The following is a 14,759-nucleotide window of genomic DNA, read 5'->3' as shown; positions in this document are numbered from 1 at the left end:
GACAGCGCAATGATTGCACGCAGGCTCTTGATCTGATCAGCGGGTTCAGGCCCTCGCATGTTCTGGCGGATAAAGGCTACGACAGCGATAATATTCTCGACGCCATTGCCTCCATGAAGGCCGTGCCTGTCATCCCACCGCGATCAAACCGCAAAATACGAAGAACGTATGATCGCGAAATCTATAAATGCAGAAATATCATTGAGCGCACATTCAACAAACTCAAGCATTGGCGCAGACTTTCAACCAGATATGACCGTAAAGCTATTTACTTCTCCGCCTTCATACATCTGGCTGCAGCAACTTTATGGCTTTAAATGTCGATTCGACCTAGCGACATGGCTGCATCTATTACTTTGATGGCTGCCGAGTAACTGCCAAGCGTAGAGGGGCTCCCGAAGAATCCCAATAAAAATATAGAGGTGTTGTTATATAGACTTGGAGCAAACTGAGTAACAAAAGCATGTCGTCCTTCTACAATAACCTTCTTTATTACACGAGTTGAAGAAAACGAAAAGCTCACCCCTATTCTATTTTTCACAATCCACCACGCGGAAATAAGACTCAGAGCAGATGACACCGCATAAAGCACGGGAACCAGAAAATAATCTGATTCCTCTCTAATCAGGAGGAAGAGTCCACCTAAAAATATAGCCTTTGCTATTAAATTCAGGTGGGTTATGAACCTCATCTGTTCGACGCCCTGGAATAACCAGACAGGAAACACAGATTGAACAATAACGCTTACGATGCTGGCTTCATATAGAAAAAGGTGCTGATTAAACCTTCCCACGGCACATACAATAAGTGTAAAGGTAACGAGTGCAAACAGTGAAAATACTATGCTAGTGGAAAACGTTCGAGAATATACTTTATTCAGGTCATTAATATTGTCTCTGGATCTGGCGACATCCCGTGCTGCTGTAATCCCAAAACCATACTGAATTAGCGAGCCAAAATACACGGATAATGCACTGGCAAAGCTTATCAATCCAAATTTTTCTAAACCAATTACTCGCACCAAATATGGAAATGTTATCAGTGGAACAATAAAATCAAATCCCTTCAAGATTGCAAGAGATAGAAAATTTTCGATTACTTTTGTCTTTTTCACCGAGATAACTTTTTATTTTGATCCGGATACATATCGAGATAAACATTTCAGTAAATATGAGAAGTGGGCACGCCACACCCTCAACTACTATGAGTGCACGAGTCGCATTGTTCCCTTACAGCCTCAAATCTGCCCCCTGCGGGTCAAGCACATACTTGAGGTCATACAGAACGGCATCGGGTTTACCCAGTGCGCGAATGGCAGAAGCACCCATGTCTTTGAATTGATGATGTGCCACAGCCAGAATGATGGCATCATAACTGCCGGGCTTGGGAGTTCCGATTGGTGTAATGCCATATTCGTGCTGTGCTTCCTGGAGAGATACCCAGGGATCGTATACATCTACTACACAATTGTAGTCCTTGAGTTCAGCCACAATGTCCACGATGCGGGTGTTGCGCAGATCCGGGCAGTTCTCCTTGAAAGCGAGGCCCATGACCAGTACCCGGGCACCTTCCACCTGAATACGTTTTTTGGTCATGGCCTTGACCAGCTGGGCAACGACGTAAGTCCCCATGCTGTCATTCAGCCGCCGACCGGCAAGGATGATTTCCGGGTGATAGCCGATCGCCTGGGCTTTATGAGTCAGGTAATACGGATCAACCCCGATGCAATGGCCACCCACCAGACCGGGGCGGAACGGCAGGAAATTCCATTTGCTGCCTGCCGCCTTGAGTACGGCCTCGGTATCAATTCCCATCTTGTTGAAAATCAATGCCAGTTCGTTAATGAGGGCAATGTTCAGATCACGCTGGGTGTTTTCAATCACTTTGGCAGCTTCAGCCACCTTGATGCTTTCCGCTTTATGCGTGCCGACGGTAATGATTTCGTTATACAACTCGTCCACCAGATCAGCGACTTCCGAAGTGGAACCGGATGTCACTTTCCTGATGGTGGTGACGCGGTGCTCCTTGTCACCAGGATTAATACGCTCCGGACTGTAGCCACAATAAAAGTCCTGGTTGAATTTCAGGCCGGATACACGTTCCAGTACCGGCACACAATCTTCCTCGGTACAGCCGGGGTAAACCGTGGATTCATAGATGACAATGTCACCTTTCTTCAATACCTTGCCAACCGTTTCAGAAGCTTTGATAAGTGGAGTGAGATCAGGACGTTTGTGTTCGTCAATCGGTGTGGGAACAGTAACAATATAGCAATTGCAGTCACGCAGATCATCGATGTTCGTAGTGTACGTCAGGTACTTTGCTGCTGCCAGCTCCTCCCGGGTGGTTTCCAGCGTAAAGTCATTTCCGTTTTTGAGTTCATCAATGCGGCGCTGATTGATATCGAACCCGACCACAGAGCGCTTGCGGCCAAATTCGACAGCCAGTGGAAGGCCCACATAGCCAAGCCCGACAACGGCAAGCCTGATGTCCTGAAATTGCATTTCGTCTCCTACAGATTGAAGTAATTGCGATACCACGTCACAAAGTTGGCTATCCCTTGCTCAACCGGAGTAGCAGGTTTGTAATCAAATTGTTCGACGAGATCGGAAACATCGGCATAAGTATCCGGTACATCCCCGGGCTGCAAAGGCAGCATTTCCATCTCGGCTTTTTTGCCAAGCGCTTTTTCCAGTGCAGCAATGTAATCCATCAGCTCCACCGGGCTGTTGTTACCTATGTTATAGACACGCCAGGGGGCCAGGCTGGTGCCGGCATCCGGGTTTGCTCCACTCCAGGCTGGATTGGATCGAGCGGGCTGATCCAGCACACGAATGACCCCTTCCACAATGTCATCGACATAAGTGAAATCTCTGCGATGTTTGCCATAGTTGAAGACTGGAATTTTCTCTCCGGCCAGCATCGCTCTGGTAAATTTGAACAACGCCATATCCGGGCGTCCCCAGGGGCCATAGACAGTGAAAAAGCGCAAGCCGGTAGTCGGCAGATTATATAAATGGCTGTAGGTATGTGCCATCAGCTCGTTCGATTTCTTGCTGGCTGCATAGAGACTGAGTGGATGATCGATGTTGTGATGTACCGAGAATGGCATCATCGTGTTGGCACCATAGACACTGGAGCTGCTGGCATACACCAGGTGCTCGACATCGTTATGGCGGCAACCTTCGAGAATATGAGCAAAACCAACGATGTTGCTGTCGATATAGGCAAGCGGGTTTTCAATGGAATAGCGCACCCCGGCCTGGGCTGCCAGATTCACCACCCGTTGCGGCTTGTAAGTTTCAAAACAGGTTTTGATACCTTCACGATCCGCCAGATCCAGGCGCAAATGAGTGTAATCGGGGTGATCAGCAAATCGGGCAAGGCGATCTTCCTTTAATTTGGGATCATAATAATCGTTATGGTTATCGATACCGATAACGGTGTCACCACGCTCAAGCAGCCGCAGCGCCAGTGTAGATCCAATAAAGCCGGCTGAACCGGTAATAAGTACTTTCAATCAATCACTCCCAAACAAAATCATTGGGACAAAACTCGCCGGTAAAATCAACCGAAACCTCGGCCTTCCGGCCAATAGCAACAGCGCTGATACCGGATATTACCGCTATGTCCCAAATGCTACCAAATGCAGTCCACGGGCATATAAAGTCAAGATTACTGCCGGATTCGCTGCATTCAACCAAAGGATAAAACAATAAAGCAGGCTCTTCTCAAGGCTATGCAAATCCATCAAAGGATGGTAAAACATATCATAATATTTTCAATGGCATAGCAATTACACCGTCATACCTGCTTTGTATTTCTGATACTATAATGCATACTTGACATGGTCGGAGAAAGATCCTGCTAAATTTTATAGTTTCGACTTAACATGGGAAATCAGGGTTGTTCCGCAATATATTAATTGTTTGTGTAGGTAATATATGTAGAAGCCCTATGGCAGAAGCGGTTCTAAAACATACACTGGTGCAAGCGGGAAAAACGGATCATTTCGTCAGTTCTGCCGGTTTAGGCGCATTGATAGACTATGAAGCTGATCCTACAGCCTGCCGACTGATGGCCGAAAAAGGACTCGATATTTCCACCCATCGCGCCCGGCAATTGACTGACGACATGATACGCAGGGCCGATCTCATATTGGTCATGGAAACATGGCAAAAAGCTGCGATAGAAGCACGTACACCCAGTGCAAAAGGAAAAGTATTCCGCCTCGGAGAATGGGAAAAAATCGATATCAGCGACCCGTACCGGAAAGACTCATCAGAATTCATACGCTCGCTGATACTCATTGAACAAGGCGCAGCACAGTGGGCAACGAAATTATGAAAGCTTGCCATTTATCTGAAATGCGTACCTGACCCCGTAAATACTTTGACTCCCAGAGTTGATGTGCACCTTAACCAAGGCCAGCAGACCCCTCCAAGTATGATCATCGCATTTACCAGATTCGGTCTTATTCTGCTGGTATTTTGCCAGCTTGCAGCCTGTACCATAATACCGGGCCAGCATATGAGCCCGTTCTCGCGTCAATCCAGTGTGGAAATGCCAACACGAGAAAATGACGAAGCCATTCTGGAAAAGCTCAACATTCAGACGATCAATGCTGAACTGATCATCGAGCTCGAGAAAAATTACAAAAACTTCAGCCTCGCCCCTGATAACGTTGCCAATCACTACTTCGATTATCGTATCGGCTCCAGCGCCATCAAGGGTACTCCCATGAAAAATGAGCCCTATACCCAATACCGGGTGGGGCCGAGAGATATTCTCAATATCACTGTCTGGGATCATCCTGAACTCACCATCCCAGCCGGAGAATTCCGCTCTGCCGAGGCTGCCGGAAATGTCGTCGGTGAAGATGGCACATTTTTCTATCCTTATGTCGGCATCGTGCAGGCTGCCGGGCGAACAGTCGAGGACATTCGCGAGGAACTGACCAGGAGACTTTCAAAATACATCGAATTTGTACAACTCGATGTGCGGGTAGCGTCCTACCGCAGCCAGCGGGTCTACGTAGTAGGCGAAGTTGCTCAACCTGGCGTTCAACTGGTCAGAGATATTCCCCTGACGGTACTGGAGGCCATCAACAATGCCGGTGGCGTAAACTCTGACGCGGATTTGCGCAATATCATCCTGACCCGGGATGACAAAACCTACAGTATCAACCTGCTTAGCCTGTATGAAGGGGGAGATGTTACCCAAAATGTTCTCCTCCGGCACGGCGATGTACTGAATGTGCCTGACAGCTCACTGAACAAAGTTTTCGTACTGGGAGAAACCAATCATTTCGTTGCTGGCGGTGCTATCGGCCGGTCACGCAGTCTGGTAATGAATAAGGCACGCATGACACTGACTGAAGCACTCAGTGAAGCCGGTGGCTTTGATCAGGAAACCTCCGATCCTGCCAGAATCTTCGTCTTCCGCGGAGGACTGGGTAAACCGGAAATCTATCATCTGAACGCAAAATCACCTGATGCCCTGCTTCTGGCTGACCGTTTCCCACTGCAACCCCGTGATGTCATCTATGTCGACCGGGCCGAAGGAATACGCTGGAACCAGATCATCGGACAAATTCAACCGACGATCAATCTGTTGAATGCATTCGATGGTGCACTGAGAGTTCAACCATTTCTGAGACGTTAGCACCAGTATCATTTCATCTTGTATCACTACACCGCTGTCAGGCCGACAGCATAAAGACATACAAAATTGAGGCATGGCTGTAACTGCACCACTGCTTCAACAAGAAGCTACCCTCCCCGAATCCTATAACTTATTTGTCATCTGATATGCCATCCGACTCATCGAGAAACCTTATGGAGCCCGTAACCAGCCAGGCCAATGACGAAATTGATCTGGGTGAATTGCTGGATGTACTGGCCGATAACAAAAAGCTGATTCTTGTCATCACATTCATCACCTGCCTTATCGGTGCTGCCATATCGTTTCTGAGCCGTCCGATCTATAAAGCAGACAGCTTGTTACAGATCAAGGAAAACAGCCAATCCATGGTGCAACAACTGGATTCGCTGTCAAATTTCTTCGAGACCAAAACTCCGGTACAAACCGAAATTGAGCTGATCAAATCCAGAATGATCTTAGGGAAAACGATCAGAAATCTGCACCTCGACATTGTTGCAATGCCTAAATTTTTCCCTCTTATAGGAAATGCAGTAGCCAGATGGCTTCAACGGTTCAATGGCAGCGACGTCCTGTCCAGCCCGCCATTTGGGTTATCGCATTATGCATGGGGGGGTGAAGCCATTCAGGTGGATACACTCGAAGTGCCTGAAAGCTGGAAAAATGAAGAAATCATTTTACAGGCGATCAATGAAAGCCAGTTCAAACTCATCTATCAGGATGAAGTCTTTCTTGAAGGTGAAGTCGGCAAGCTGGCTGTCAAGCAGCCGGAAGGCTATCTGCAGCCCGTCAAAATTTTTGTCACTTATCTGCAATCTCGCCCGGATACCATGTTCACTCTGACACGTCGCTCCAAAGGTGAAGCAATTCGGCGATTGAAGGAAGCTCTTTCCATTACAGAAATTGGCAAGGGTACCGGTATCCTTGAATTAGCCATTGAATCAGACGATCGGAAAGAAGCCGTTCGTATCGTCAATGAAATTGCCAACACCTATCTTCAGCAGAATGTCGAGCAGAAATCGGCAGAATCCCAGAAAACACTCGAATTCCTGGAGAAACAATTACCAGCACTCAAAGAACAATTGGAAACGGCCACCAGTGCACTAAACGATTACAGAATCCGCAAGGGCTCGATCAATCTTGACCTCGAAACGCAGAACATACTGACGGGAACAGTCGAACTGAATACTCAGGTTACGCTCCTGCAGCAAAAGCGGGATGAATTACGTCAGAAATTCACGGAATCTCATCCTAATGTCATTGCAATCGACAAGCAGATCAGCAGACTGCAGGCACAGATCAATGCTTTTGATAAGAAAATCGGAGGGTTACCAGAAACCCAGCAAATCATTCTGAGACTGTCACGAGATGTGGAAGTCAATGCTGAACTTTACACCACGCTGCTGAATCATGCCCAGACCATACGTGTTGCTAAAGCGGGCACAGTAGGTAATGTAAGAATCATTGATTACGCCATGCTGCCTGATCTTCCAATCAAACCCAGAAAAGTTCTGATCATGGGTGTTGCATTGATGGCAGGGCTTATGATGGGAATAATAATTACTTTTATTCGCAAATCACTCAGTTATGGTATAAAAGATCCCGGCATAATCGAAAAATCTTTAGGTATACCAGTTTATGCAACGGTCCAGTACAGCAAATATCAGAAACTAATCGAAAAGAAACTAAAAAGTGAACCAATATCGGGCAATCACCCTCCACTTTTATTGGCACTGGAAAACAAAGAAGATCTTGCGATGGAAAGTCTGCGCAGTTTGCGTACCACCCTGCACTTTGCGTTTCTGGAGGCACACAACAATATCGTCATGATTACCGGACCGAGCCCAGGGATCGGCAAAACGTTTGTTTCAGCGAATCTGGCCGTCACAATGGCAGATGCCGGCAAAAAGGTATTACTGATAGATGGAGATTTACGCCGGGGTAATATTCATAAACACATGCGCCTGAGCAGAGAAAATGGTCTCTCCGAACTGATCAGCCGATCAATCGATCTGAACGATGCGATCAAATCGATTCCACTGGCAGCTATCGATTTTATTCCGACCGGTAAAGTCCCGCCCAATCCGTCGGAATTATTGCTGCATGAACGCTTTGGTCAATTGTTGGAGACTGTCAGTAATCAATATGATCTGGTCATCATTGATTCGCCACCCATCCTGGCTGCCACCGATGCCGCCATCATCGGCCGTCTGGCCAGTGTCACCCTAATGGCAGTCAGAGCCGGAACTCACCCCCTACGGGAACTTGAACAGAGTGTAAAGAAACTTGTACAGGCGGGCGTGAATCTGAAAGGAGTGATATTCAATGGCATCCCTGAAACCTTGTCACGCCACAGATATGGTCAGTATGTATACCAGTACGATTACCGGAGTAAAAAACGATGAATGAACTCACCTCTACATTTTTCAGTATTTCTACAGACATAAGCCAACCAGTCAGGCCTGATCTTTCAGAACAAATTACTCTATTTACCATCAGTACAATACTGGCCGGCCTTATCATCCGGCTGGCAATTTCTCTGGCACATACTTACGGCATTCTGGATCGCCCGGGGCAGCACAAACAGCACAAGCACCTCACACCATTCGTAGGAGGGACCGGAATCTTCGCTGCCCTGCTCATCGCCCTCTGTTTTTTAATCGGCTATTATCCGGAACAATCAGTGAAGTGGCTGGGACTGGGGATCAGTTCCGCTATTATCTTTATCATGGGTTTTGCCGATGACATCCTTCAACTTCATTACAAAACACGTCTGATCGTACAAACTGTCGCCGTCCTGATCATGAATCTGGTAAGCGGGGTTGTATTGACTGATCTTGGTAGTATTTTCCCTGGCGGAATTCTGGCACTGGGAATTTTCGCCATACCTTTCACGCTCTTTGCCACTATTGGAGGCATCAACGCACTGAACATGATCGATGGAATAGATGGATTATCCGGTTCCGTAACATTAATGAGCCTGATACTACTCGGTTCAGCAGCGCTGATTGCCGACAATCAGCCCAACCTCATCATCATCATTGCGCTCACCGGTGGTACCATGGGATTTCTGTTTTTCAATCTCCGCTACAGGCTGCAACCCCGAGCAAGAGTATTTCTTGGTGATAACGGCAGTATGCTGTTGGGATTCGTGATTACCTGGCTTTTGATAGATCTTTCTCAAGGCAGCAATCGTGCCATGACACCCGTCACTGCTCTCTGGCTGTTCTCGGTCCCCCTGATGGATACCATTAGTATCATGCTGCGCCGAATCTGGCAGCACAAGTCACCATTTGAACCGGATCATAATCATTTACACCATATCCTTCTCAATGCCGGCTATCGTGTCAGCGATGTCATATTTGCCATTGTCTCAATACATTTGCTGTTTGGTCTGATCGGGCTCACCGGCCTGTATCTGGGAGTCAATGAGCTCACAATGCTCACGGGTTTTCTGCTGTTTTTTTCCGGGTATTTCTACCTGTCTCTCCATCCCTGGTACTTTATTACGGCCTTGCGCCAATTTCATACACTTTGGGGACTTACCCCGACACAAAGTCATGGTTTCTTCCTGGGCAGCTATACTCCCAAGGAAGCGGAAAACCTGGTCCGTATGCTTTCACAGGAACTGAGGCCCAGCATGGACTCACTGGTACATGTAATCAAAAATAAAGCCCCGTCATCAAGCGACGAAGACCAATACGCCGTCGTCGTCAATATACGTTTACTGGATGCAGATGTCAGAACAATAAAAGATAAAATCGAGAATTTCGTAACTTCAGCTCAGAAGCGCATAAACGAACGCTGCGGCATCCAGTTGCGTCCTTTTGTAGAACATAACCCGCGGAATGACAGAAGGATACAGAATCAAAGCAATCCTTCAGGAAATAAACGTGTGGCAGATCGGCGCAAACCCAACCAGAAACTGCTGGTATTTGAAGCAATGTTTGATCAGACTTCGATATCTAAGCGGAATTATCATCAGGAATCGGTAGAACCACCAATCAACCACAGTAATTCCTAAAGTTCCAATCTTCTTGATTCAGTCAGTACGGAAACAATCACAAAAAGGGATATTTTTTGTTTCCTTACAGACACAGAGCCAGACTGGACTGGTTTCTCTGACGACAAATACTACAGGATTCATCCCGGTCCCCCGGTGAGCACCATCACAAAATGGCTGTGACTGGCTGAGTCCACATCGGCACCAGTAATACTGTTTATTGGCTTCCAATTGAACCCGGATCGGAAATCTGGATTTCGTCCCGGATTCACCCATGGTTCGATTTCGGCTGACGAGTTACGGATACTGTCAGTCAAACAGATTCAACGCTGTCTCACTACCCGCAGCAATATTACGCGCTGCCATGGTGGACTGGATATCGGCCAATCGCTGCCGGCTTCTTTTCACACCGTTCTCGCTTAACGGCACCCTGTTGTCATCAACCAGAATACCGTTCAGTGTCGATGAAAAAAGTCTGGCAATATGCGCCATCTGGTCAAATACTCTTTCACCATTTGCGACTCTGGGAACATCCAGCAGAAAAGTGATGCCGTGGGTAGTCAGTGTTCGCATGTTGGCAGGCAAAAATGGGGCCGACTCAAAATTGCCCAGTGAAAACATTACCTCATTAGTTTCACTGTCACGATATTTGAACACACCGTCGGATTCCAGCCGGAAGCCGGAAGCTTCTGCCAGCGCGCGAATCTTGGTCCCGACAAAGGCACCACCATCCTTGCTGATGATATTGATCCCCATGATCACATCGACATCGGCACAGAATTTATCCAGATCAATTGCTCTGGCATGTGCTTCTGAAATATCGGGGCATTCGACTTCCGCCTGAACCTGTGCGGAAAAATCTTCGGCCATATCACGAAATCTCGACAGATTGATTTCAGTGACCGGTCCGGAACGATCCGCAAGCTGCAAACATCCTTTTAACTGGATATAAGTATTCCTGGGGCTGAGCGTATCGAGCGAGATTTCCTCCCACGACTGCCCTTCTTGCAGACCGAACCAGCGTACTGGCTTGCCATAGTCAAACTTCTGCTGCAGCAGATCAATCAGTTTCTCGTGGGGGATGGGTGAACTGGCGCGGATATCAGCAATGTAATTGATCATGCTGTCGATATCGGCCGTTTTCCTCTGCACACCAGGCTCTTTTGCTGGCTGATCATCCGCGATTTGCCGATCAACCGGGGTATTGGCAGAACCCACAGCAGCATCCGGTATTGATGGCGCTTCATCACCAAATTGCGGCTCGATCCGCCCACTGCCGAACACTGGTTTACGCTCATCATTCAGCAGAACATCATCGTGCTCGTGCCTGAATACATTCTGGACCTTGCGATGATAGCGTGCCAGCTGAATTCTGTTGAATATGACGACACCGACAATAATGACTGCGCCGATAATAACCAGACTGATCTGCAAATCACTCATAAACTGTTATCCCCCTTTGGCACGATTATAATCGTTCTGCACGCACTCAAGTAGTTCATCAACGAATATCAGACACTTGCGGGCAAATCCCCGGCGGCCATGATTTTACCGATATCCACCGTCACCACCCGGGAAACTCCCTGCTCGCGCATGGTTACACCGATCAACTGCTGCGCCATCTGCATGGTAATTTTGTTGTGGCTGATGAAAAGAAACTGAGTCTCTCCGGACATGCGCTTGACGAGCTCACAAAAACGTACTGAATTACTATCATCCAGCGGCGCATCCACCTCGTCCAGCAGACAGAACGGTGCAGGATTCAGCCGGAACAGTGAAAATACCAGCGCCAGTGCCGTCAATGCTTTTTCCCCACCAGAAAGCAGATGGATGGAACTGTTCCGCTTACCCGGCGGATGAGCATTCAATTGCACACCTGCATCCAGAATATCCTCACCACTCAACACCAGCTCCGCAACCCCTCCACCAAAAATGGAAGCAAACAACCCGGCAAGATTCTGATTGACCTGATCGAATGTTTCCTGCAAACGCTCCCGGGTTTCACGATCGATCTGACGAATGGCCTGCTCCAGTGTCGTAATGGCTTCACGTAAATCATGAGATTGTTCTTCGAGATGAATCCGGCGTGATTTCAATGCCTCCAGCTCCTGTAACGCTGCCAGGTTGACCGGCCCGAGAGCAGTGACCTCCCCGGTAAGCCGGTTGATACGTGTTTGCAGTTTTGCTGGCGATTCATTGACGAACTGCGGCACCATTTCCAGCATAGTTTCACCTGATTCCGCCAGCTTGTCTGCAAACCGGGCTTCGGTCATTTCCGCTTCCTGCTCACGGAGCCGCGCCTGACCAACCGCCTCACCACATTCTTGCAGCCGTTGTTCAGCATACATCCGGGCCTGTTCCATTTCCCGCAATGTATCGTCCATATTTTCCAGCTCGTGCCGAACTGCCATCAGCGCCTGTTCATGCTGATCGCGCTGTATCTGCCAATGTACTGTATCTGCTGTCAGTGTCGATTCATCCAGATCAGCACGAGCGTGCTGCAACCTTTGCATGTTTTCAGTCAGGATGACGCTATTCCGGGTAATCATACCGATACGCCGTTCACAATCGATGACTCTGTTCTGACAATCCTGCTCACCGAAAGCCGTTTCATGTAACCTGTCCGATAAACGCTGCACCCGTGATCGCTGTGATGCCAGTGCCCGCCCGGATGACTGGCAGGCAGATTCTGCCTGATTTACCTGAGCTTCCAGCTCTACTCTTTCCGCCTCACACACAACGAGCTCTGTTTCTGCCTGCTGTTTCTGTGATGATTCTTCTTCGATCTGCACTGCCAGATCAGCCAGTTCGATTTCAAGTTGAGCCTGCTGTTGCGCCACACGCTCTATTTGCTGTGTCAACCGTACGATCTGTATTTGCCGGTCGTGCTGCTGCGTTCTGATTTCTTCGATCACTTTACGAAGTTGTACGATATCCGCCGCGATCTGCTGATCATCCTGCTCCACCGCAGCCAGCGTCTGCTGTTGGGATAAAACAGACTGTCCGATTTGTTCGCATTCTTCCCTGATTTGAGCAATTTCGCGCTGACGCTGCAAGATACCATGCACTGCAGAATCAGGCGCAAAGTAGCTTACTCCGCAACTGGTTATACTGTGTCCTTCCGCTGTTACCAGCATCTCTCCGCTGGTAAGCAGCGATCTGTCAGCCAGCGCAGCTGTCAGGCTGTCAGTGACGAACACACCGTACAGCCAGTTTCCCAGCACGGCCTGCACCGCCGGGCTGCGGCAACTCAGTAATGTACTGAGTGGCTTCCATGTTCGTTGATCCGTGTCATTGCTCACTGGTCGATCCGGAACGAGTTCGCACACGGCCCATTTTGCCGATGGCCGCTGTGCTTCCCACTCCAGCATCTGTTCCAACCGGTCCACGGTAACTGCCTGGATACGCTCGCGCAGCACGGCTTCCAGCGCCGTTTCCCAGCCTGATTCAATCGAAATCTGCTGCCACAGCCTCGGCAACAGATTCAACTGAAGTCTGGCCATCCACGCATTCAACTCCTGGTTATCTTCGATCTGATCCTGCAAGCGTTGCAGAACATCACACCGGGCATTTGCCCGAGCCATATCCCGCTCGAGCGACTGAATGATTTGCAGGATCGCGTCACGTTCCTGCTGTACGGTATACGCCTGCGTTTCCAGTGTGCTGAGTGAATGCTGCTTCTGCTCCAGCATGGCAGCAAGCTCTGCAGATTCCATCTGCAACTCATCCAGTTGCACCGGATCGATCTCCGGCTGGCTCGACTGCTCTTCCAGCAGGCGTTCGCGACGCACCACCAGCTGATGCAACGTTTTTTCGGCATACGCCTGCTGGTTTTGCAGCAATTTCTCATTCTGTCTGGCCAGCGCCAGCTTTTCCCGCAACCCGATCAACCGCACCTGGTCTGCTTGCGCAGCCGATTCCATTTGCGGCAGCTTCCCGGCTTCCACGATATGTTCCTCTTTGCAGGACAAGTGACAATTTTTCGCCTGCTCCAGTTTATCCTGCCAGGACGTCAGGTTTTCGTTGACTTCGTTCAGTTGCTGCTCGTGGTTCTGCAGTTGCAGTTCAGCTTCAGCAAGCTGACGATCGAGCTGCTCTCTGTTTGCACGAATATGCCGGATGTTTTGTTCGATACGCGCAATTTCACCATTGGCAGCATACAACGCTCCCTGAATCTGATGCTGACGATCATTCACCACCCGGTGGTACAGGCGCAACTCATCCAGCTTTTCGCCTGTTTCCTGCATACCGGATCGGATGGTTTCCATTTCCTGCACCAAGCGTTCAACCTCTACCTGTGCCTGGTGTCGTGATTCGGCGGCCTGCTGCTTATGCAACGTCCAGAGTGTATGTTGCGCGGCAGTCAACTGCCTATGCAAATCCTGATAACGGACCGCACATTCCGCCTGTGCTTCAAGATGCTGCTGCTGTTTGTCCAGCTCTTCGAGAATATCGTCCACACGCTGCAGGTTGCCACGTGCATCAGCCAGGCGCAGCCCGGTTTCATGGCGCTTTTCGTGGTATCGGGTAATGCCGGCTGCTTCTTCGAGAAAAGTGCGCAGCTCCTGCGGCCTGGCCTCGATAATGCGGGAAATCATCCCCTGTTCGATGATGGCGTAACCGCGCCCGCTGACACCCGTTCCCAGGAACATGTCGGTGATATCCCGCCGGCGCACATGAATATTATTGATGTAATAGGATGATTCCCCATCGCGCTGAATCACGCGCCTGATGGCTATTTCACTGTAGGATTTCCACTGGCCCGCCGCTTTGCCCGAGCTGTTATCGAATACCAGTTCGACACTGGCCCGGCCGATCGGCTTGCGCGTGGCGGATCCGTTGAAAATCACATCCTGCAGTGACTCCCCCCGTAATGCTGAGGCGCGTGATTCCCCTAGCACCCAGCGTACCGCATCGATGACATTGGATTTGCCGCAACCATTCGGCCCAACGATTCCGACCAGATTCCCCGGTACAGGCACCACCGCAGGATCAACGAATGTTTTGAAACCGGCCAGTTTGATTTCGGTCAGGCGCAATTTGGAAGGTAACAGGTTATAATTTTGAGCTAACTGGTTATTCTAAATGATTTAGA

At 49.0% G+C, this 14,759-nt stretch carries 10 protein-coding genes and 1 pseudogene; 5 read left to right on the top strand and 6 right to left on the bottom strand.

Annotated features, from left to right (window positions below):
• Nucleotides 1–317, top strand: a pseudogene (locus B5D58_RS04170) (IS5-like element ISNeu3 family transposase); the annotation flags it as partial.
• Here B5D58_RS04170 and B5D58_RS04165 read toward each other — a convergent pair.
• The 3 genes from B5D58_RS04165 to B5D58_RS04155 form a co-directional block, all read right to left on the bottom strand.
• The gene (locus B5D58_RS04165; protein WP_041356858.1) at nucleotides 314–1,114 is read right to left on the bottom strand and encodes an oligosaccharide flippase family protein; all 801 of its coding nucleotides are present in this window, start codon (nucleotides 1,112–1,114) and stop codon (nucleotides 314–316) included. The pseudogene B5D58_RS04170 and the gene B5D58_RS04165 overlap by 4 nt on opposite strands.
• 115 nt (nucleotides 1,115–1,229) lie before the next feature.
• Complete coding sequence (gene tviB, locus B5D58_RS04160) at nucleotides 1,230–2,504, bottom strand: Vi polysaccharide biosynthesis UDP-N-acetylglucosamine C-6 dehydrogenase TviB (RefSeq protein WP_011112763.1); 1,275 nt, start codon at nucleotides 2,502–2,504, stop codon at nucleotides 1,230–1,232.
• 8 nt (nucleotides 2,505–2,512) lie between these two features.
• Nucleotides 2,513–3,520: an NAD-dependent epimerase gene (locus B5D58_RS04155; RefSeq protein WP_011112764.1), complete on the bottom strand. Its 1,008-nt coding sequence runs from the start codon at nucleotides 3,518–3,520 to the stop codon at nucleotides 2,513–2,515.
• A gap of 386 nt (nucleotides 3,521–3,906) precedes the next feature.
• Between B5D58_RS04155 and B5D58_RS04150 the strand changes: the two genes are divergently transcribed.
• From B5D58_RS04150 to B5D58_RS04135, 4 genes are all read left to right on the top strand, one after another.
• Nucleotides 3,907–4,347, top strand: a complete 441-nt coding sequence (locus B5D58_RS04150) for a low molecular weight protein-tyrosine-phosphatase (protein ID WP_041356860.1) — start codon at nucleotides 3,907–3,909, stop codon at nucleotides 4,345–4,347.
• Nucleotides 4,348–4,446: 99 nt separating this feature from the next.
• Nucleotides 4,447–5,664 (top strand): polysaccharide export protein, encoded by a 1,218-nt coding sequence (locus B5D58_RS04145; RefSeq protein WP_011112766.1) that lies wholly within the window; start codon nucleotides 4,447–4,449, stop codon nucleotides 5,662–5,664.
• A 173-nt stretch (nucleotides 5,665–5,837) separates the two neighbouring features.
• A complete protein-coding gene (locus B5D58_RS04140; protein ID WP_041356861.1) occupies nucleotides 5,838–8,066 on the top strand; it encodes a polysaccharide biosynthesis tyrosine autokinase in 2,229 nt (742 codons plus the stop codon).
• A complete protein-coding gene (locus B5D58_RS04135; protein ID WP_011112768.1) occupies nucleotides 8,063–9,685 on the top strand; it encodes an MraY family glycosyltransferase in 1,623 nt (540 codons plus the stop codon). The genes B5D58_RS04140 and B5D58_RS04135 overlap by 4 nt, the downstream gene beginning before the upstream one ends.
• Nucleotides 9,686–9,703: 18 nt before the next feature.
• Here the strand turns inward: B5D58_RS04135 and B5D58_RS04130 are convergent, their stop codons facing one another.
• The 3 genes from B5D58_RS04130 to smc form a co-directional block, all read right to left on the bottom strand.
• Entirely contained in the window at nucleotides 9,704–9,940 is a 237-nt protein-coding gene (locus tag B5D58_RS04130; RefSeq protein WP_011112769.1) for a CDGSH iron-sulfur domain-containing protein, read from the bottom strand.
• A 33-nt stretch (nucleotides 9,941–9,973) separates the two neighbouring features.
• The gene (locus B5D58_RS04125) at nucleotides 9,974–11,107 is read right to left on the bottom strand and encodes a cell division protein ZipA (RefSeq protein ID WP_011112770.1); all 1,134 of its coding nucleotides are present in this window, start codon (nucleotides 11,105–11,107) and stop codon (nucleotides 9,974–9,976) included.
• 68 nt (nucleotides 11,108–11,175) lie between these two features.
• A complete protein-coding gene (gene smc / locus B5D58_RS04120) occupies nucleotides 11,176–14,703 on the bottom strand; it encodes a chromosome segregation protein SMC (protein WP_011112771.1) in 3,528 nt (1,175 codons plus the stop codon).
• Nucleotides 14,704–14,759: the final 56 nt, after the last annotated feature.

Origin of the sequence: Nitrosomonas europaea, assembly GCF_900167395.1 — a bacterium.
GTDB classification, from domain to species: domain Bacteria; phylum Pseudomonadota; class Gammaproteobacteria; order Burkholderiales; family Nitrosomonadaceae; genus Nitrosomonas; species Nitrosomonas europaea.
This window is presented reverse-complemented; position numbering and strand designations above follow the sequence as displayed.